This is a genomic window from Pseudomonas sp. R3-41 (assembly GCF_054161485.1).
The window spans coordinates 4,059,552-4,083,304 of the sequence record NZ_CP096421.1 but is presented as its reverse complement, the minus strand read 5'-3'; the positions used below and the strand labels follow the sequence as shown (position 1 = coordinate 4,083,304).

At 64.7% G+C, this 23,753-nt stretch carries 1 protein-coding gene (only partly in view); it reads left to right on the top strand.

Annotation, left to right across the window (positions count from 1 at the left end):
• A protein-coding gene (locus M1D99_RS17770) for a non-ribosomal peptide synthase/polyketide synthase (protein WP_458130527.1) crosses the window boundary here: on the top strand, nt 1-23,753 show its 3' portion. It extends 7,183 nt beyond the left edge of the window; the window shows 23,753 of its 30,936 coding nt (coding positions 7,184-30,936); its start codon lies off the left edge, out of view; it ends in the stop codon at nt 23,751-23,753.

Genomic DNA, 23,753 nt, shown 5'->3' with positions numbered 1-23,753 from the left:
AGATGCAGGCGCACCTGCTGGGCCAGGCCGAGCAGTTGGGCGAAGCGGTGCCGTTCCGCAATTACGTGGCCCAGGCCCGCTTGGGCGTGAGTCGCGCGGAGCACGAAGGGTTCTTCCGTGACATGTTGAGTGATGTCGACGAACCGACATTGCCGTTCGGTCTACTGGACGTCCGTGGCGATGGCAGCGATATCGAAGAGGCCGGGCTGAGCCTGCCTGCCGAGTTGAGCCGCCGTTTGCGGGCCCAGGCACGGCAGTTGGGCGTGAGCGCCGCGAGCCTGCATCACTTGGCCTGGGCGCAGGTGCTAGGGCAGGTGTCCGGCAAACAGGACGTGGTGTTTGGCACCGTGCTGATGGGACGGATGCAGGGCGGCGACGGCGCTGACCGGGCACTGGGCATGTTCATCAACACCTTGCCGTTGCGGGTGGGGGTTGGGGCCCAAGGTGTGCGTGACGGGGTGAAAGCCACCCACGCGCGTTTGACCGGCCTGCTGGGGCACGAACACGCCTCGCTGGCCCTGGCCCAGCGTTGCAGCGCCGTGGCCGCGCCGCTGCCATTGTTCAGCGCCTTGCTCAATTACCGGCACGGCGCCGCAGGGGTTGCCTCGAGCGAAGCCTTGGTGGCTTGGGACGGCATCCAACTGCTGAGCAACGAAGAACGCACCAACTACCCGCTGACCTTGTCGGTGGACGACCTGGGCGAAGATTTTCACTTGTCGGCGCTGGCGGTGCCGCAAATCGGTGCGCAGCGCATATGTGTCTACATGAATATCGCTCTGGAGCATCTGGTCGAGGCGCTGGAACAGGCCCCGCAGGCGCCGTTGCACAGCCTGTCGATCCTGCCATCGGCCGAGCGTCGGCAATTGCTGGTGGATTTCAACGCCACCACCCGCAGCTATCCCCAGGACAGAACCGTCCATGGCCTGTTCGAAGCCCAGGCCAAGGCGCGTCCGGAGGCAACGGCGGTCGTGCACAACGGGCACGGCCTGACGTACGCCGAGCTGAACCGCCGGGCCAATTGCCTGACCCGCCATTTGATTGGCCAGGGAATTCAACCGGGTGACCGGGTAGCGATTGTGCTGGAACGCTCCATCGAGCTGCTGGTCAGCCAACTGGCGGTCCTCAAGTGCGCCGCGGTCTACGTGCCGCTGGACGTCAGCGCACCGCTGGAACGGCAGGACTTCATGGTGCGCGACAGCGGTGCCCGGACGCTTCTGACGCTGAGCACGATGACCGCACCGGAGGGGACGGCCCGTGTGGACCTGGACACCGTGGCCCTGGATAACGAGGCGGATCACGACCTGAGGCTGATACAAAGCAGCGAATCGGCGGCCTACATCATGTACACCTCCGGTTCCACCGGTACGCCGAAAGGCGTGTTGGTGCCGCACCGGGCGATCAACCGCCTGGTGATCAACAACGGTTACGCCGGGTTCAACGCTGAGGATCGGGTCGCTTTCGCTTCCAATCCGGCGTTCGATGCCAGCACTCTCGACGTCTGGGCGCCGTTGCTCAATGGCGGTTGCGTGGTGGTGGTCGACCAGGACGTGTTGCTGACGCAAGAACGTTTTGCGGCCTTGCTGCAAGAGCAATCGGTCAGCGTGCTGTGGATGACCGCCGGCCTGTTCCATCAATACGCCGCCGGGCTGATGACGGCGTTCGCCCAACTGCGCTACCTGATCGTTGGTGGCGATGTACTCGACCCAGCCGTGATCGGCCGCGTCCTGAAGGAAGGCGCACCGGCTCATCTGCTCAACGGCTACGGCCCGACCGAAGCCACCACCTTCACCACCACCTACGAAATCAAGCAGGTGGGCGAGGGCGGTATTCCCATCGGTCGTCCGATTGGCAATACCCGCGTCTATGTGCTGGACGCCAATCAACAACCGGTGCCTATCGGCGTGGCCGGCGAGTTGTACATCGGCGGCGACGGCGTGGCGAAAGGGTATCTGAATCGCCCTGAGCTGACCGCCGAAAAATTCGTCACCGACCCGTTCAGTGCCGATCCCGATGCGTTGCTGTACCGCACCGGTGACCTGGCCCGCTGGCGCGCGGATGGCGCGGTGGATTACCTGGGTCGTAACGACGACCAGGTGAAGATCCGTGGTTTCCGTATCGAACTGGGCGAGATCGAAGCCCGCTTGGGCCAATGCCCGGGTGTGAAAGACGCGGTGGTGCTGGCGCGGCAAGACGATGCCGGTCCCAAGCGCCTGGTCGGTTATGTGATTGCCGAACCGGGCGTGACCTTGTCGGTGCGTGACTTGCGCGAACAGTTGTCGAGCGTGCTGGCCGACTACATGCTGCCCAGCGCCTTCATGGTGCTGCCAGCCTTCCCGCTGACCGCCAACGGCAAGCTGGATCGCCGTGAGCTCCCGGCGCCGGATGCCGAGGCCTATGCCTCTCGCGAATATGAAGCGCCGCAGGGCGAGGTGGAGCAGACGTTGGCGCGGATCTGGGCCGAGGTACTCAAGGTCGAGCAGGTGGGGCGTAACGATCACTTCTTCGAACTGGGCGGCCATTCGCTGCTGGCGGTGACGCTGATCGAACGCATGCGCCAGGCAGGCTTGAGTGCCGACGTGCGCGTGCTGTTCAGCCAGCCGACCCTGGCCGCGCTGGCCGCGGCGGTTGGCAGCGGCAGGGAAGTCAGCGTGCCGGCGAACCTGATTCCCTCGGATTGCGAGCGCATCACCCCCGAGCTGTTGCCGCTGGTCAATCTGTCCCAGGACGCCATCGACCAAGTCGTTGCCAGCGTGCCCGGCGGCGCGCGCAACGTGCAGGACATCTACCCCCTGGCACCGTTGCAGGAAGGGATTCTGTACCACCACTTGGCCGCCGAACAGGGCGACCCCTATGTGCTGCAAACCCAGTTCGCCTTCGACAACCGTGAACGCCTCGACGCGTTCATCGGCGCGCTGCAAGTGGTGATCGATCGCCACGACATCTTGCGCACCAGCGTGGTCTGGGAAGGGTTGGATGAGCCCGTGCAAGTGGTCTGGCGCCAGGTGATGCTGGAACCGCAGTGCATTGTTGTCGATGCCACGGCTGGCGACGTTGTCACGCAGCTGGCCAGCCGTTTCGATGCGCGGCACAGTCGCCTGGATTTGGGCCGGGCGCCGCTGTTGCACCTGGCTTACGCACGGGACGAGGCCCAGGATCGTTGGGTCGCGATTTTGTTGTTCCATCACCTGGCCCTGGACCACACCGCCCTGGACGTGATGCAGCACGAGATGCAACTGCACCTGCTGGGCGAGGACGGCCAGTTGGGCGCAGCGATGCCTTATCGCAACTACGTGGCCCAGGCCCGCCTGGGGGCCAGCGAAGAGGAACACGAAACATTCTTCCGCGACATGCTCGGCGATATCGACGAGCCGACGCTGCCCTTTGGTTTGCAGGACGTGAAAGGTGAGGGGCAGGGCATCGATGAAGTCCGCCAGTCGGTGGACCTGGCGTTGTCCCGGCGCCTGCGGTCACAGGCACGCCACCTGGGAGTGAGTGCCGCCAGCCTGGTGCACTTGGCCTGGGCCCAGGTGTTGGGCAAGGTCTCCGGCAAGCAGGAGGTGGTGTTCGGTACGGTCCTGCTAGGCCGGATGCAGGGCGGCGACGGCGCCGACCGTACCTTGGGCATGTTCATCAACACCCTGCCGTTGCGGGTGGACGTGGGCGCCCAGGACGTGCGCAGCGGCGTCAAGGCCACTCATGGGCGACTGAGTGCGTTGCTCGGCCACGAACATGCGTCGCTGGCCCTGGCGCAACGATGCAGTGGCGTGGTCGCGCCGACGCCGCTGTTCAGCGCCTTGCTCAACTACCGCCACAGTGCGGTCCAGGTGACCCAGGACGCCCTGTCGGCGTGGAGCGGGATCAACGCACTGGGTGGTGACGAGCGGACCAACTATCCGTTGACCCTCAATGTCGATGACCTGGGTGACGGCTTCTTCCTCACCGCGATGGTCGACACGGCCATCGGTGCGCAACGTATTTGCGATTACATGCAGGTGGCTTTGGAAAACCTGGTCGTGGCCCTGGAGCAGGCACCGCAAACTCCGCTGCACGCCTTGGCGATCCTGCCACCGGCCGAGCGCCGGCAGTTGCTGGAAACCTGGAACGCCACCGATGCCGCGTATGCCGACGATGCCCTGATCCATCGGCAAGTCGAGGGCTGGGCCGCGTCTCAACCCGACGCCGTGGCCGTCGTGCATGAAGACCAGGCACTGACCTACGGCGAGCTCAATGCCCGCGCCAACCAACTGGCCCACTGCCTGGTGGCCGAGGGTGTTCGTCCGGATGACCGCGTGGCGATTTGTGTCGAGCGCGGTCTGGACATGATCGTTGGCCTGCTGGGCATCCTCAAGGCCGGTGCGGGCTATGTACCGCTGGACCCGGCTTATCCACCCGAGCGCATCGCCTACATGCTGGATGACAGCGGCCCCGTGGCGATGGTGACCCAGCCGCAATGGCGCGACAGCCTGCCGGTATTGCCGGTGCCCACCTTGCTGCTCGACCCGGCCAATGCCGGCGAAATGAGCCAGCAGCCGCGGCACAATCCCGACGTGGCGGGCCTGGACGCCAGCCACCTGGCCTACGTGATCTACACCTCGGGTTCCACCGGCCTGCCCAAGGGCGTGATGGTCGAGCATCGCAACGTCGCACGGCTGTTTTCGGCGACCCAACCGTGGTTCGAGTTTGGTCCGCAGGACGTGTGGGCGCTGTTCCATTCCTTTGCCTTCGACTTCTCGGTCTGGGAAATCTGGGGCGCCTTGACCCACGGCGGTCGCTTGCTGGTAGTGCCGCAACTGGTCAGTCGTTCTCCGCAATACTGCTATGCCTTGTTGTGCGAAGCGGGCGTGACCATTCTCAACCAGACGCCGAGTGCCTTCCGCCAGTTGATTGCCGCTCAAGGCGAAAGCGACCTGAGCCACCACCTGCGCCAGGTGATCTTCGGTGGCGAAGCCCTGGAAACCGGCATCCTCAAACCGTGGTATGCCCGCCAGGCCAATGCCCGGACGCAACTGGTCAACATGTACGGCATAACCGAAACGACGGTGCACGTGACGTACCGTCCGCTCGAAGCGGCCGACGCGCAGTTGGCCGGTGTCAGCCCGATCGGCAAGCGCATCCCCGACCTGCAACTGTACGTGCTCGACGCCCAGCGCGAGCCGGTACCGGTGGGGGTGGTCGGCGAAATGTATGTGGGCGGCGCGGGTGTCAGTCGCGGTTACTTGAACCGTGACGAACTGACCGCCGAGCGTTTCCTCGATAACCCGTTCAGCCCAGAGGCGAACGCGCGGATGTACAAGACGGGCGACCTTGGCCGCTGGTTGGCCGACGGCAGCATCGAATACCTGGGCCGCAATGACGACCAGGTGAAGATCCGTGGTTTCCGTATCGAATTGGGCGAGATCGAAGCCAAGTTGGCCGCGTGCAACGGTGTGCGAGAAGCCGTGGTGGTGGCGCGCCAGGATACGCCGGGCGACCAGCGCCTGGTGGCCTATGTGATTGCCGAGGAGGGCGAGTCGCCGTCGGCCGCCGAACTGCGCGATGAATTGCTCGGTTCGCTGGCCGAATACATGGTGCCCAACGCATTCGTGATGTTGACGGTGTTCCCGTTGACCACCAATGGCAAGCTGGACCGCAAGGCCTTGCCGGTGCCGGACCAGTCGTCGGTAGTGACCCGTGAATACGAGGCCCCTCAGGGCGAGGTCGAGATCGCGATTGCCGCTATCTGGCAGGACCTGCTACACGTGGAGCGGGTCGGCCGCCACGATCATTTCTTTGAAATGGGTGGTCACTCGTTACTGGCAGTGAAATTGATCGAGCGCATGCGTCAGCTCGGCCTGGCCGCTGACGTACGCGTGCTGTTCGGCCAGCCGACGCTGGCGGCGCTGGCCAGTGCGGTGGGTGGCAGCCAGGAAGTCCAGGTGCCGGCCAACCTGATCCCGGACGACTGTTCGCGGATCACGCCGGACCTGTTGCCCCTGGCCGCGTTGAGCCAGGACGAGATCGACCGCGTCGTGGCGACAGTGCCGGGTGGCGTGGGCAATGTGCAGGACATCTACGCCCTGGCGCCGCTGCAAGAGGGGATCTTGTATCACCACCTTGCCGCCGCCAAAGGCGACCCCTATTTGCAATACGTGCTGTTCGCTTTCGACAGCCGCGCTCACTTGGACCTTTTCGCCGAGGCCCTGCAAAGCGTGGTGTCCCGGCATGACATCCTGCGCACCGGGGTGGTCTGGGAAGGCCTGGAGGAACCGGTCCAGGTGGTCTGGCGCGAGGCGCAACTGGGCCTCGATGAAATTGCCCTGGACGCGGCGGCGGGGGATATCGCCGAGCAACTGCGCGAACACCTGGATCCGCGTCACCATCGCCTGGACATTCGCCAGGCGCCGATGATGCGGATCGGTTATGCCCAGGACGTGGCGAACAATCGCTGGGTCGGCATGCTGCTGTTCCACCACATGGTCGATGACGCGACCTCCCTGGGCATGCTCACGGCGGAAATAGGTGCGCACATGGCCGGGCGGGGGCAACAATTGGCGGCATCAGTGCCGTATCGAAACTACGTGGCACAGGCGCGGCTGGGGGTTAGTCGCGAGGAGCACGAGGCCTTCTTCCACGAGATGCTGGGGGATGTGACCGAACCGACGCTGCCCTTCGGTCTGCAGGACGTGCAAGGTGACGGGCACGGTATCGAGGAAGTCCGCCAACGGGTCGATGCCCGGCTGGGTGAGCGCCTGCGGACACAGGCGCGCCAGCTCGGCGTCAGCGCGGCAAGCTTGTATCACCTGGCGTGGGCGCAGGTGCTGGGCAAGGTCTCGGGCCAGGATGACGTGGTCTTCGGCACCGTGTTGCTGGGGCGCATGCAGGGCGGCGAAGGGGCCGACCGGGCGCTGGGGATGTTCATCAACACCTTGCCGCTGCGGGTGAGCCTGGGCGCATACGGTGTGCGCGCCGCCGTCAAGGCGACCCATGCGCGCTTGACCGCGTTGCTGGGGCACGAGCATGCCTCGCTGGTATTGGCGCAACGCTGCAGTGGGGTGGCCGCGCCGGCGCCGCTGTTCAGCGCGCTGCTCAACTATCGCCACCTCGGTGCGCAGACGGCTTCCAGCGAGGCCATTGCCGCCTGGGACGGTATCCAGCCCTTGGAAGGTGAAGAACGCACCAATTATCCGCTGACGTTGTCGGTGGATGACTTTGGCGAGGGCTTCAACCTGACGGTCATGGCTCAGGCGCCGATTGGCGCCGAGCGTGTGTGCGGCTACGTGCAATGCGTCGTGGAGAACCTGGTGCAGGCGCTGGAGCAGTCTCCCTTGGCCCCATTGAGCGGGTTGAAGATTCTGCCAGCGGCCGAGCGCCGAGCAATGCTCGAAGGCTGGAATACAACAGAGGCGACGTATGCCCATGACGCGCTGATCCATCGCCAGTTCGAGGCCCAGGTCGCGACGCAACCCGACGCGTTGGCGGTGATGTTCGAGGATCAGGCACTGACTTACGGCGAGCTCAACGCCCGGGCCAACCAGGTCGCTCATCGCCTGCTGGCGCTGGGTATTCGTCCGGATGACCGGGTGGCGATCTGTGTCGAGCGCGGCCTGGACATGATCGTCGGCCTGCTGGGCATCTTGAAGTCCGGCGCTGGTTATGTGCCGGTGGACCCGGCCTATCCGGCGGAACGCATCGGCTACATGCTGCGTGACAGTACGCCGGTTGCGCTGTTGGCCCAAGCCGCTACGCACCCGTTGTTGGCTGGCGTCTCGGTGCCGGTGCTGCAACTCGATGACGGCGGCTGGCAGGACGAATCCGTCGCCAACCCGCAAGTGCCTGGCCTGGGCGCCCATCACCTGGCCTATGTGATCTATACCTCGGGTTCGACTGGCTTGCCCAAGGGCGTGATGGTCGAGCACCGCAATGTCGCCCGGCTGTTTTCGGCGACCCAACCGTGGTTCGAGTTTGGCCCGCAGGACGTGTGGGCGCTGTTTCATTCCTTTGCCTTCGACTTCTCGGTCTGGGAAATCTGGGGCGCCTTGACCCATGGCGGTCGCCTGTTGGTGGTGCCGCAACTGGTCAGTCGTTCTCCGCAAGACTGTTATGCGTTGTTGTGCGAGGCCGGTGTGACCGTGCTGAACCAGACGCCAAGCGCCTTCCGGCAGTTGATCGCGGCCCAGGGCGAAAGCGAGCTGCGCCACAGCCTGCGCCAGGTAATCTTTGGCGGTGAAGCGTTGGAAACCGGGATGCTCAAGCCCTGGTATGCCCGTGTCGCCAATGCTGGGACGCAATTGGTGAACATGTACGGCATCACCGAAACGACGGTGCACGTGACCTATCGCCCCCTTGAAGCGGCTGACGCCCAGTTGGCCGGCGTTAGCCCGATCGGCAAACGCATCCCCGACCTGCAACTGTACGTGCTCGACGCCCAGCGCGAGCCGGTACCGGTGGGGGTGGTCGGCGAAATGTACGTGGGCGGCGCGGGTGTCAGTCGCGGTTACTTGAACCGTGACGAACTGACCGCCGAGCGTTTCCTCGACAACCCGTTCAGCCCCGAGGCGAACGCGCGAATGTACAAGACGGGCGACCTCGGTCGCTGGCTGGCGGACGGCAGCATCGAGTACCTGGGCCGCAATGACGACCAGGTGAAGATCCGCGGTTTCCGTATCGAATTGGGCGAGATCGAAGCGACGCTGGCGGCCTGCGAAGGGGTCAGCGAGGCGGTGGTGATTGCCCGTGAAGACGAGCCAGGCGACAAGCGCCTGGTGGCTTACCTGATTGCCGCGCAAAGTGCCTCGCTCTCGGCTGTCGACCTGCGCAAGCAGTTGCTGGTTTCGCTGGCGGACTACATGGTGCCCAGCGCCTTCATGGTCCTCGAGGCGTTCCCGCTGACCACCAACGGCAAGCTCGACCGCAAGGCCTTGCCGGCACCGGATCAGTCGGCCGTGATCAGCCGTGGATACGAAGCCCCGCAAGGCGAGGTCGAGACAGCCATCGCCCGCATCTGGCAGGACTTGCTCAAGCTCGAACAGGTCGGCCGTCACGATAACTTCTTCGAGTTGGGCGGCCATTCGCTGTTGGCGGTGAAACTGATCGAGCGCATGCGCCAGGTCGACCTGGCCGCCGATGTGCGGGTGCTGTTCGGGCAACCGACGTTGAGCGCGTTGGCCGCCGCGGTTGGCGGCGTCAGGGACATTGTGGTGCCGGCCAACACGATTGCGGATGGCTGTACCCGCATCACCCCGGACATGCTGCCCCTGGCCGATCTGGACCAGGACGCCATCGACCGGATCGTGGCCACCGTGCCGGGTGGCGTGGCGAATGTGCAAGACATCTACGCCCTGGCGCCGTTGCAGGAAGGGATTCTCTACCACCACCTCGCCGCGGAGCAGGGCGATCCCTACGTGTTGCAGGTGCTGTTCGGCTTTGACACCCGCGAACGGCTGCAAGCCTTTGCCCACGCCTTGCAGAGCGTGGTGTCGCGTAACGATATCCTGCGTACCAGCATGGTCTGGCAAGGTCTGGCGGCACCGGTGCAAGTGGTCTGGCGCCACGCGACCCTGGGCCTGGAAGAGGTCGAGGTGGACCCGGCGGGGGGCGATGTGGTGCAGCAACTGCACGGGCGATTCGATCCGCGGCATTACCGCCTCGACATCGCCCAGGCTCCGTTGATGCGCCTGGCCTATGCCCAGGACGTGGCGAATCAGCGCTGGGTCGGCATGCTGTTGTTCCATCACATGGCGCTGGACCACACGGCGCTGGAAGTCGTGGTGCATGAGATGCAAGCCAGCCTCTTGGACCAGGCGCACTTGCTTTCGCCCGCCGTGCCGTATCGCAACCATGTGGCCCAGGCGCGGCTTGGGGTCAGTCGTGAGCAGCACGAAGGGTTTTTCCGCGAGATGCTCGGCGATATCGATGAACCGACGCTGCCGTTCGGTCTACAGGATGTGCAGGGCGACGGCAGCGGCATCGAAGAAGCCCATCAGGACGTGGATGCCACGCTGGCCCGGCGCCTGCGGACCCAGGCCCGTCAACTCGGCGTGAGTGCGGCAAGCCTGGTCCATTTGGCCTGGGGGCATGTGGTCGGGCGGGTTTCGGGCCGTGAAGAGGTCGTGTTCGGCACCGTGCTGATGGGGCGGATGCAGGGCGGTGACGGGGCCGATCGGGCCCTGGGCATGTTCATCAACACGCTGCCATTGCGCGTCAGTGTCGGCGTCCAAGGCGCCCGCGCCGGAGTCAGGGCGACCCATGGCCGGTTGTCGGCCTTGCTCGGACACGAGCACGCCTCGTTGTCCCTGGCGCAGCGTTGCAGCGGCGTACCGGCCTCGCTGCCGTTGTTCAGCACATTGCTGAACTATCGCCACAGTGCCGTTGAAGCCGTATCCGGTACGGCCATCTCGGCCTGGCACGGCATCCAGACCCTGAGCATGGAAGAGCGCACCAACTATCCGTTGTGCCTTAACGTGGACGACTTGGGCGAAGGTTTCCGGCTCACCGCCCAGGCCGTGGCCGAAGTGGGAGCCCAGCGTGTCTGCGGGTATATGCACACGGCACTGGACAGCCTGGTGGCCGCGTTGGAGCACACGCCAGACCTGGCGTTGCGGGAACTGTCGATCGTGCCGGCGGCCGAGCGCGGACGGTTGTTGGTGGACTTCAATGCCACCCAGGCCGAATACCCCCGGGAGCAGACCCTCCACGGGTTGTTCGAGGAACAGGTGCAGCGCACGCCGGATGCCGTGGCGGTACGTCACGGCCGGCAACAGCTCAATTATCGCGAGCTCAACGGCCTCGCCAATCGCTTGGCCCATTACCTGCGCAAGCAGGGCGTGCAGCCCGATTCGCGGGTGGCGATCTGTGTCGAGCGCGGCATCGACATGGTGGTGGGCTTGCTGGCGATCCTCAAGGCCGGCGGCGGCTATGTGCCGTTGGACCCGGCGTATCCGCTGGATCGGATTGCCTACATGCTACAAGACAGTGCCCCGGCGGCGATCCTGGTTCAAGGCAGCACCCGCCACCTGTTGGGCGAGACGTCGGTGCCGGTGATCGACCTCGACAAGGGCGTCTGGCAGGACGAGGCGGCGCCCAATCCGCAGGTGCCGGGGTTGACCTCGTCGCACTTGGCCTACGTGATCTACACCTCCGGTTCGACCGGTCTGCCTAAAGGCGTGATGATCGAGCACCGCAACACGGTGAACTTCCTGACCTGGGCCCATCGTTCGTTCGATTCGCAGACCTTGGCTAAAACCCTGTTCTCGACTTCGCTGAACTTCGACCTGGCGGTCTACGAGTGCTTCGCGCCGCTGACCTCCGGCGGCAGCATCGACGTGGTCACTAATGTGCTGGAACTGCAGCAGGGTGAGCACGACATCACGCTGATCAACACCGTACCCTCGGCCCTCAAGGCCTTGCTGGAATCGGGCGGCTTGGGCGAGGGCGTCGACACAGTCAACGTCGCCGGTGAAGCGCTCAAGCGCAGCCTGGTTGAGACGTTGTTCGAGCAGACCCAGGTCAAGCGCCTGTGCAACCTCTACGGCCCTTCGGAAACCACGACCTATTCGAGTTGGGTGTCGATGGCCCGTGAGGAAGGGTTTGCCGCGCACATCGGCAAACCGGTGGCGAATACCCAGTTCTACCTGCTGGACGAACACAAACAACCGGTGCCGCTGGGCGTGCCGGGTGAAATCTACATCGGTGGCGCCGGGGTAGCGCGGGGTTATTTGAACCGCGACGACCTCACGGCTGAACGCTTCCTGAACGATCCATTCAGCAAGGTTCCCAATGCCCGCATGTATCGCACTGGCGACTTGGGTCGCTACCTGCCGGACGGCAACATCGAATACCTGGGCCGCAACGACGATCAGGTGAAGATTCGTGGTTTCCGCATCGAGTTGGGAGAGGTCGAAGCCAAGCTCGCTCAACACGATGCCTTGAACGAAGCCGTGGTCCTGGCCCGTGAAGACATGCCAGGCGACAAGCGCCTGGTGGCCTATTTCACCCAGCATTCGCCAATCGACATCGAAGCCCTGCGCACGCACCTTCAAGCGCAGTTGCCGGCCTATATGGTGCCTGCTGCCTACGTTCGCCTCGACGCACTGCCGCTGACACCGAACGGCAAACTTGATCGCAAGGCCCTGCCGACACCAGACCTCGACGCGCTGATCACCCGAGGCTACGAAGCCCCGCAAGGCGAGGTCGAAACCACCCTGGCGCAGATCTGGCAAGACCTGCTGGGCCTGCAACAGGTCGGGCGCCATGACCAGTTCTTCGAGCTGGGTGGCCACTCGTTGTTGGCGATTCAATTGATTTCCCAGGTGCGCCTGCGCCTGGGTGTGGAGTTGGGCCTGACGGAACTGTTCGCCCAGCCCCAGCTCATGGGCTTGGCACAAGCCGTGGCGCGGGCCGGGCGCAGTACGTTGCCGGAGATCGTCCGGGTTTCTCGTGGAGACGACCTGCCCCTGTCGTTCGCCCAGCAGCGCCTGTGGTTCCTGGCGCAGATGGAAGGGGCCAGCGCCGCCTACCACATGCCCGCCGGGCTGCGCCTGCGCGGTGTGCTGGATCGCCCCGCCTTGCAACGGGCACTGGACCGCATCGTGGCCCGTCACGAGGCCCTGCGGACCACCTTCGTTCAGGCCCAGGGCCAGGAACCTCGGCAGTGCATCGCGCCCGCCGACGTTGGTTTCGCGCTGCTGCACCATGACCTTGGCGGCCAGGCCGACGCCGAGGGCCAACTGCACGCGCTGGCGGCCCAGGAAGCCGCCGACACCTTTAGCCTGGAACAGGGCCCATTGATCCGCGGCCGCCTGATCCGTCTCGACAGCGAAGATCATGTGCTGCTGGTGACCATGCACCACATCGTTTCGGATGGCTGGTCCATTGGCGTATTGATCAAGGAACTGGCGGCGCTCTATGAGGCGTTCCGTCATGGCTTGGACGATCCGCTGCCAGACTTGGCGGTGCAGTACGGCGACTACGCGGTCTGGCAACGTCGCTGGTTGAGTGGCGAGGTGCTGCAAGCCCAGAGCGATTACTGGCGGCAAACCCTGGCCGATGCGCCGGCGTTGCTGATGCTGCCCACCGACCGTGCACGTCCTGGGCAACAAGACTATGCCGGGGCGGCGTTGCCGGTGGTGTTCGACGCTGACCTCACCGCGAGCCTCAAGGCCCTGAGCCAGCGCCATGGCGTCACGCTGTACATGACAATGATGGCTGCCTGGGGCGCGTTGTTGAGCCGGCTTTCAGGCCAGGATGAAGTGGTCATCGGCTCGCCGGTGGCCAACCGCACGCGCTCGGAAGTCGAAGGATTGATCGGCTTCTTCGTCAACACCTTGGCCGTGCGCATCGATCTCTCGGGGGCGCCGACCGTGGCCACCTTGCTGGCCCGGGTCAAGACCCAGGCCCTGGGTGCCCAGGCGCATCAGGACCTGCCATTCGAACAAGTGGTGGAAGTGGTCAAGCCGGTGCGCAGCCTGGCCCACAGCCCGCTGTTCCAGGCCATGCTGTCGTGGCAGACCCATGACAACACCGAACTGGTGCTGGGGGACTTGAAACTCGAAGGCCTGGGGGCGGCAAGCAACGTCGCCAAATTCGACCTGTCCCTGGAGCTGGGCGAGGTCCAAGGGCAGATGTTTGGCGCCCTCGAATACGCCACGGCGTTGTTCGACGGGCCCACGGTGCAACGTTACCTCGGCTACTTCGAGCGCTTGTTGCGGGCCATGGTCACCAGTGACCAGACCCAGGTCGAGCGGATCGCGCTGCTGGACAACGGCGAACGTGAGCATTTGCTGGCAGGTCTCAACGCGACCCAGGCCGCGTACCCGGGTGAACAGACGATCCACCGGTTGTTCGAAGCCCAGGTCGAGGCTCGACCGGACGCCATCGCCGTCGTGTTCGGTGATGAGCGCCTGAGTTATGCCGAACTGAACCGCCAGGCCAACCAGGTCGCCCACCACCTGATCGAGCAGGGCATCCGCCCGGATGACCGGGTGGCGATCTGTGTCGAACGCGGCGTCGAGATGCTCATCGGCCTGTTGGCCATTCTCAAGGCCGGTGCCGGTTACGTGCCGCTCGACCCAGCGTTTCCGGCCGAACGCTTGGCCTACATGCTCGCCGACAGCGCCCCGGTGGCGTTGCTGGGCCAAGGTGAGCTGCTTGGTCGTCTGCCGGCGTTGACGGTGCCGGTGGTGCTGCTCGACCGTGCCGAGCGCGTGCGTCGCGGGATTGCCGGCGGTCGTGACGACAATCCGCTCGTTGCCTCCCTGGGCGTGCGCCACCTGGCCTACGTCATCTACACCTCCGGTTCCACTGGCCATCCCAAAGGGGTGATGATCGAACACCGGGGCCTGGTCAACTATTGCCTCGATGCGATCTGTTTGTTCGGCCTGACGCCGGCAGACACGGTACTGCAGCAGAACACCCTGAACTTCGACCTGTCGGTGGAGGAGATCTTCCCGGCGTTGTTGGCCGGCGCCACCCTGGCGCCCACCCGGCAGCTGTTCGGCAGTGCCGAGTTACAACAAAACGGCGATATTCGCCCGACCTTCCTGCACCTGACGGCGGCCCATTGGCACACCCTCGTGGCCGAGTGGCACAGCACGCCGGCCCAGGCTCGGGACCCTCTGCGCGACGTGCGGCTGATCAACGTCACCGGTGACGCCTTGTCGACGCAGAAATTGCAGATGTGGGACGCGGTGCGTCCCGCCCATACCCGATTGGTCAATACCTATGGCCCGACCGAGGCCACGGTGTCCTGCACGGCCGCCTACATGGAGCATGACGCGGTCGATGGCATCCTCGGCAATGCCAGCATCGGCAGGCCGATGGCCAACACCCGTATCTACCTGCTCGATGGGCACCGCCAGCCGGTGCCGTTCGGGGTCGCGGGGGAAATCTTCATCGGTGGCGACGGTGTGGCGCGTGGTTACCTGAACCTGGACGCCATCAACGCCGAACGCTTCCTGGCCGACCCGTTCAGCGACCAGCCCGATGCGCGCATGTACAAGACCGGTGACCTGGCCCGTTATCGTCCGGACGGACGCCTTGAATACCTGGGGCGCAACGACTTCCAGGTCAAGGTGCGGGGTTTCCGTATCGAACTGGGCGAGATCGAGGCCCGGCTGGGCGACTGTGCCGGGGTCAGGGAGGCGGCGGTGATCGTGCGCGAAGACACCCCGGGCGACAAACGCTTGGTGGCCTATGTGGTGCCGCAGGCCGGGACGCGCCTGGACGCGGCGACCTTGCGTGCGCAGTTGTCGACGCAATTGGCCGAATACATGCTGCCCGGCGCGTTCGTCAGCCTGGCGGCGCTGCCGCTGACGCCGAACCGCAAGCTCGACCGCCAGGCCTTGCCGATGCCCGATGCCGAGGCGTACGCCAGCCGCACCCATGAAGCGCCGCAAGGCCACACGGAAATCGTCCTGGCGCAGATCTGGCAGACCCTGCTCAAGGTCGAGTCGGTGGGCCGTCACGATCACTTCTTCGAACTGGGGGGGCATTCCTTGTTGGTCATGCGCTTGATCGCCCAGGTACGCGCGCAATTGGGCATGGAGCTGAACCTGAGCGATGTCTTTGCCCAACCGCAATTGAGCGCGCTGGCCCAGGTGCTTTCCCAGGCGGCGCGCAGCACCCGGCCCGGTATCGTGCCGGTGTCCCGCGAGCAGGCGTTGCCGTTGTCGTTCGCCCAGCAGCGCCTTTGGTTCCTGGCGCAACTGGACGGCACCAGTGCGGCGTATCACATCCCCACTGGCCTGCGCCTGCGTGGCGCGCTGGATACGTCGGCGCTCACCCGCGCACTGGATCGTATCGTCGCCCGCCACGAGGCCTTGCGTACCACGTTTGTACAGGCGCAGGGGCAGGACGTGGAACAGCGCATTGCCCTGGCCGATGTCGGTTTTGCGTTGCGGTTCCAGGCCTTGGCAGGGCACGCGGACGCCGAAACCGAGCTGCTGGCCCTGGCCGAGGAGGAGGCTCGCCAGGCCTTCGACCTGGCCCACGGCCCGCTGGTACGCGGCCGACTGGTGCGGATGGCAGAGGATGATCACGCGCTGTTGGTGACCCTGCACCATATCGTCTCCGATGGCTGGTCCGCCGATCTGCTGACCCATGAATTGGGCGTGCTGTACGAAGCGTTCCGTCAGGGGCAGGACGATCCATTGCCGGTGTTGCCGATTCAGTACGCCGACTATGCCCTTTGGCAGCGGCGCTGGCTCACCGGGGAGGTCCTGGCCGAACAGGAACATTTCTGGCGGCAGACCCTGGCCGACGCACCGGCCTTGTTGACGTTGCCCACCGATCGGCCACGGCCCGCGCAGCAAGATCACGCCGGCGCGGCGGTGGGGATCGTCCTCGACGAAACCCTGACCCAAGGCCTCCAGGCGTTGAGCCAACGCCATGGCGCCACCTTGTTCATGACAGTCATGGCCGCCTGGGCCACGGTGCTCAGTCGCCTGTCCGGCCAGCACGACGTGGTCATCGGCACGCCGGTGGCGAACCGCATGCAAGCGGAAGTCGAGAGTTTGATCGGCCTGTTCGTCAACACGCTGGCGCTGCGCGTCGATGTGGCGGACGGACTGACAGTGCAAGCCTTGTTGCAACACGTGAAGGCTCGGACCCTGGACGCCCAGGCGCACCAGGACCTGCCGTTCGAGCAGGTGGTGGAAGTGGTCCGGCCCTTGCGCAGCCTGTCCCATAGCCCGGTGTTCCAGGCCATGCTGTCCTGGCAGAACAGCGAAGCCACGGGGTTGGAACTGAGCGATATGTCACTGCAAGGGCTGGGCGTGACCAGCCGCACCGCGAAGTTCGACGTGTTGCTGGACATGGCCCTGATCGATGGGCGCCTGTTTGGTTCGCTGGAATACGCCACGGCGCTGTTCGACCCTGCCACGGCGGAGCGCTACCTCGGTTACCTGGAGGGCGTGCTGCGGGCCATGGTGGCTGATGAGCAGACCCTGGTGGCGCAGATTCCGCTGCTGGCTGACACCGAACGCCAGCATCTGCTGGAAACGCTCAACAGCACGGCGGTCGATTATCCGCAGGGCCTGACCCTGCACGGCCTGTTCGAGGCGCGGGCCGCCGCCTGCCCGGACGCTGTGGCGGTGGTGGCTGGCGAGGCGCAGCTGAGCTACGCGCAACTCAATGCACGCGCCAACCAGATTGCCCATCGCCTGCTGGAACTGGGCATTCGCCCGGATGACCGCGTGGCGATCTGTGCCGATCGCAGCCTGGACATGGTCGCGGGCCTGCTGGGGATTCTCAAGGCCGGTGCGGCGTATGTGCCGCTGGACCCGGATTATCCGCATGAGCGCCTTGCCTATATGCTGGAAAACAGCGCGCCCATGGTGGTGCTGACCCAGCGCGCGTTGCAGGTCAGCCTGCCGGCTACCCAGGCGCGGACCCTGCTGCTGGATGAGGCGCAAGGGTTCTCGACGCAGCCCACCCATAATCCGCAGGTTGAAGGCTTGCATGCCCATCACCTGGCCTATGTCATCTACACCTCGGGTTCGACCGGCCTGCCCAAAGGCGTGATGAACGAACACGGCGGGGTGGTCAACCGCCTGCTGTGGATGCAGGACGAATACAGCTTGAGCGCCGCGGACGCAGTGCTGCAAAAGACCCCGTTCAGCTTCGACGTGTCGGTGTGGGAATTCTTCTGGCCGCTGTTCAGCGGCGCGCGGCTGGTGATGGCCCGTCCGGGCGGGCATCGCGACCCGGCGTACCTGCGCGAAGTGATCCAGGCCCAGGGCATCACCACGCTGCACTTCGTGCCGTCGATGCTCGATGTGTTCCTGGCCCATGGCGAGGCAAGCGTCTGCGCGGGGCTGGTGCGGGTGATGTGCAGCGGCGAGGCGTTGCCGGGGCACCTGGTGCGGCGCTTCAAGGCGCAACTGCCCCGCACCGGCCTGTACAACCTGTACGGCCCGACCGAAGCGGCGGTGGACGTGACGGCGTGGGACTGCGCGGGTGCAGACACCCCGGACAGCACGCCCATCGGCAAGCCGATTGCCAACACGCGGATCTACCTGCTCGACGTCCATCGACAACCGGCGCCCCTGGGCGTGGCCGGGGAGATCTACATCGGTGGCGTGCAGGTGGCACGGGGTTACCTGAACCGTCCGGAATTGACCGTCGAGCGTTTCCTGGGGGATCCGTTCAGCACCGCGACGAATGCCCGGATGTACCGCACCGGCGACCTGGGTCGTTACCTGGCGGACGGCAATATCGAGTATTTGGGGCGCAACGATGACCAGGTGAAGATCCGGGGTTTTCGCATCGAACTGGGCGAGATCGAAGGGCGGCTGGCGCAGCATGAGGCGGTGAAGGAAGCCGTGGTGCTGGCCCGTGAAGATGTACCGGGGGAAAAACGCCTGGTCGCCTATTTCACCCATCATGCGCCAGAAGCTTTCGCCGACATCGAAGTCCTGCGGGCTCATCTACTGGAGCAACTGCCGGAATACATGGTGCCAACCGCCTACATCCGGCTCGACGTACTGCCGCTGACCCCCAATGGCAAACTCGACCGCAAGGCGCTGCCGGCACCGGACCTGGACGCGGTGATTACCCGCGATTACGCCGCACCCCAGGGGACCGTCGAAACGACCCTGGCGCAATTGTGGGCCGGGTTGCTCCAGATTGAGCGGGTGGGGCGTCACGACCACTTCTTCGAACTGGGCGGCCACTCGCTGCTGGCGGTCACGCTGATCGAACGCATGCGCCAAGTGGGCCTGAGCGCCGATGTACGCGTGCTGTTTGGCCAGCCGACGCTGGCGGCATTGGCGGCGGCCGTCGGTGGCGCGACGGAGGTCGTGGTGCCGGTCAACGGTATTAGCCCCGGTTGCACACGCATCACACCGAACATGCTGCCGCTGGCCGATCTGACCCAGGAGGAGATCGAGCAGATTGTCGCGACGGTGCCGGGCGGTGTGAGCAATGTCCAGGACATCTATGCCCTGGCGCCGCTGCAAGAAGGGATCCTGTATCACCACCTGGCTTCGCAGCAGGGTGATCTCTACGTGCAGCAGGCCAGCTTCAACTTCAAGGATCGCGCCCGGCTGGATGCCTTTGTCGACGCGTTGCAAGGCGTCATCGACCGACACGATATCTTGCGCACCGCCGTGCTCTGGGAAGGCTTGCGCGAGCCGGTGCAGGTGGTCGTTCGCCAGGCGCAATTGATTCTGGACGAGTGCGTTTTCGAGCCGGGCCACGACGTCGCCACGCAACTGCTCGAACGCTTCGACCGGCGGCACCTGCGCCTCGATGTACGCCAGGCTCCGTTGATGCGCCTGGTGTTCAGCCATGACGCCGCCAACCAGCGGTGGATCGCCATGCTGTTGTTCCACCACATGGCCCTTGACCACACGGCGCTGGAAGTGGTGCAACACGAGATGCAAGCGCACCTGCTAGGCCATGCTGGCCAATTGGGCGCAGCGGTGCCGTTCCGCAACTACGTGGCCCAGGCCCGCTTGGGCGTGAGCCGTGAGGAACATGAAGGGTTCTTCCGCGACATGCTCGGCGACATCGAGGAACCCACGTTACCGTTCGGCTTGCTGGATGTCCGTGGCGACGGCAGCGATATCGAAGCGGCCGGACTCAACCTCGCCGCCGACCTCAGCCGGCGCCTGCGGGCCCAGGCCCGTCAGTTGGGGGTGAGCGCCGCGAGCCTGCATCACTTGGCGTGGGCGCAAGTCCTGAGCAAAGTGTCCGGAAGACAGGATGTGGTCTTTGGCACGGTGTTGATGGGCCGGATGCAGGGCGGCGAGGGCGCCGACCGGGCACTGGGCATGTTCATCAACACCCTGCCATTGCGGGTGGATGTCGATACCCGAGGCGTGCGTGACGGGGTGAAAGCCACCCACGGGCGTTTGACCGGTCTGCTGGGGCACGAGCACGCCTCGCTGTCCCTGGCCCAGCGTTGCAGCGGTGTCGCCGCGCCGCTGCCGTTGTTCAGCGCCTTGCTCAATTACCGGCACAGCGCAATGGGCACGGCGTCGAGCGAAGCGTTTGCCGCCTGGGAGGGCATCGAGGCCCTGGGCAGTGAAGAGCGCACCAACTACCCGCTGACCTTGTCGGTGGATGACCTGGGCGAAGGTTTTTATGTGTCGGCACTGGCGGTGCCTCGGATCGGTGCGCAACGGATGTGTGTCTACATGAACATCGCCTTGGAGCATCTGGTCGAGGCGCTGGAACAGATGCCGCAGACACCGTTGAACCGCGTGTCGATCCTTCCGTCGGCCGAGCGTCGCCACTTACTGGTGGATTTCAACGCCACCACTCGCCGCTATCCCCAGGACAGGACCGTCCATGGCCTGTTCGAGGCGCAGGCCAAGGAGCGTCCGCAAGCCATTGCGGTCGTGCATGACGCCCACAGCCTGAGCTACGCCGAGTTGAACCACCGGGCCAATGGCCTGGCCCGTCACCTGGTCGGCCTGGGTGTGCAACCGGGCGATCGGGTGGCGATTGCCCTGGAGCGTTCCATTGAGCTGCTGGTCAGCCAATTGGCGATCCTCAAGTGTGCCAGCGCCTATGTACCGCTGGATGTCAGCGCGCCGTTGGAGCGTCAGCAATTCATGGTGCAGGACAGCGGGGCGCAAGTCGTGCTGACGTCGAGCACCGTGCTAGCGCCTGAAGCATCGCTACGGGTGGATCTGGATACGCTGGTCTTCGACGAGGCCGCTGATAACCTCGACCTGGTGCAAAGCAGCGAATCGGTGGCCTACATCATGTACACCTCCGGTTCCACTGGCACACCGAAAGGCGTGCTGGTGCCACATCGGGCGATCAGCCGACTGGTGATCAATAACGGTTACGCCGATTTCAACGCCGAGGATCGGGTCGCTTTCGCCTCAAACCCGGCCTTCGACGCCAGTACTCTCGACGTCTGGGCGCCATTGCTCAATGGCGGTTGCGTGGTGGTGGTTGACCAGGACGTGCTGTTGTCCCAGGCGGATTTCCAAGCGTTGTTGCTTGAGCAAGCGGTGAGCGTGCTGTGGATGACCGCCGGTCTGTTCCATCAATACGCCGCCGGACTGCTGTCAGTGTTCGCTCAACTGCGCTACCTGATTGTCGGTGGCGATGTACTCGACCCGACAGTGATCGGCCGCGTCCTGAAAGAAGGTGCGCCGCTGCACCTGCTCAACGGCTACGGCCCGACCGAAGCCACCACCTTCACCACCACCTACGAAATCGAACAGGTGGGCGAGGGCGGTATCCCGATTGGCCGTCCGATTGGTAACACCCGCGTCTATGTGCTGGACGTTAATCGTCAGCCAGTGCCCATCGGCGTGACCGGCGAGTTGTACATTGGCGGTGACGGCGTGGCGAAAGGGTATTTGAATCGCCCTGAGCTGACCGCTGAGAAGTTCGTCACCGATCCGTTCAGTGCCGATCCGGATGCGTTGTTGTACCGCACCGGCGACCTGGCCCGCTGGCGCGCGGACGGCACGGTGGATTACCTCGGTCGTAACGACGACCAAGTGAAGATCCGTGGTTTCCGTATCGAACTGGGCGAGATCGAAGCCCGGTTGGCCCAGTATGACGCGGTCAAGGACGCCGTGGTGCTGGTGCGCGAAGACGTCCCGGGCGAGAAACGCCTGGTGGCTTACTTCACGCCACGGGCCCTGGACGTTGCGCCGCACATCGAGACCCTGCGTACTCATTTGCAGGGGCAATTGCCGGATTACATGGTGCCGGCGGCCTACGTATGCCTCGATGCCTTGCCGTTGACCGCCAACGGCAAGCTCGACCGCAAGGCCTTGCCAACACCGGACCAGGCCTCTGTCTTCAGCCGTGTCTACGAGGCCCCGCAAGGTGAGATCGAAACCGTGCTCGCGCAGATCTGGCAAGACGTGCTGGGCCTGCAACAGGTCGGCCGCCACGACAATTTCTTCGAACTGGGCGGGCATTCGTTGCTGGCGGTCCGTTTGCTGGGGCTGCTGGCCCAAGCCAACCTGACGGTATCGCTGGCCGAGCTGTTCCAGCACGAAAGCGTCGCGTCCATGGCGTTGTTGCTGCAGACCCGCAGCACCGAAGTCCAGGTGCAGGAGGCTTTTGTACCGGTGCGCACCACCGGCCAGCAGAACCCGCTGTTCCTGGTGCACGAGTTCAGCGGCCTGGATCTTTACTTCCCGATGCTGGGCAAGCACATCGATCCAGATATTCCGGTCTATGGCCTGCCGGCCATCCCGTGGGGCGAGCCGCAGTTGCAGACGATGGAATGCCTGGCCTCGCGGCTGGTGGGGGTCATCCGCTCGGTCCAGCCCCAGGGCCCTTATCGCTTGGCCGGTTGGTCGTTCGGTGGCGTGTTGGCCTACGAGATCGCCATCCAGCTCATTGGCCTGGACGAAGAGGTCGAGTTTGTCGGCCTGATCGACAGCTACCTGCCACGATTGGTGGATCAGGGCCGGGAGCGCTGGTCATTGGGTGAAGCCCACGCTCGGCATTTACTGGACCGCTGCGAAGTGTTCTGGAAGACCGGCATATTGGCTGAGGCTGACCTGGCGTCGGTGCTCGAAAAACTGGCCCATCTGCAGACCCGATTGAACGATTTCGCACTTGAAGACCTGGTGCAACTGTGTGGCGACGAAGGCCTGCTGCCCCCTGAGCTGGCCGGCTACAGCGCGGCCCAGCTCTGGCAGTACCTGGATCGCGAGGTCGCCCACGGTCATGCCCTGGCCCATTATCTGGTGTATCCGATCTCCGTACCGGTGCACCTGTTGATAGCCGAGGAACGCAAGGACGATGCGCCCGAGCATTCCGGCTACCTGGGCTGGGACGCTGTCCTGCCCACGACGCAAATGCACTGCGTCAAGGTCCCGGGCAACCACCAGACGATGATGCAAGCCCCCCAGGTCAAGGCATTGGGCCTCGCCATCAGCGACGCGCTGGGCACCGTCGCGGCACGACCAACGCCTGCGCCGAGGAGCCGTTACCAGCCGCTGCTGACGATCCAGGGCGGACGTGCCGACCGGGCGCCGATCTTCTGCGTGCCGGGGGCTGGCGACAGCGTGACCGGTTTTATCGGGCTGACCGACGCGTTCGGTCCGGAATGGCCTATCCATGGGTTGCAACACCGTGGGCTGGACGGCAGCACCGAGCCTTTCAGTCTCGTGGAAACCGCCGCCCAGGCGTACCTCGACGCGATCGACAAGGTACAACCGGAGGGGCCGGTGCATCTGCTCGGCCATTCCTTCGGTGGGTGGATCGTGTTCGAGATGGCGGCCCGCCTTAATGCCCGGGGTCGCAAGGTGGCCTCGTTGACGCTGATCGACAGTGAATCGCCGGGCGGCAACGGCGTGGTGGGCAAGCCCTACACCGCGACGGGGGTGCTGAATCGGCTGATCGAGGCGATGCAGTTGGCGTCTGGCAAGTCCTTGGGCATCGATGCCACGGTCTTCGGTACCCAGGACGATACCGCGCAGATGCGCTTGCTGCATGCCGGCATGGTTCGGGCCGGCATGTTGCCGCAGCGCTCGGCGGTGGATGCCATGCGCGGTCCGGCGCGGGCCTTCGGTACGGCACTGCGCACGGTCTATCAACCGCAACACCGCTACACCGGGCCTGTGCGGTTGGTGCTGGCCAATGATCCAACCCTGGACACAGCCGGCAATAAACGCGAACAGGAGCAAATGATCGAAGGATGGCGCAAGCATATCCCTGACCTCAGCATCTGGTACGGTCCGGGCAACCACTTCACGATCCTCAAGGCCCCCCACGTACACAACCTGGCAGCCTGGTGGCACGACGGCCTGCCCATGCTCGACGAGGAGGCCGCCAGTGATTACGTATGA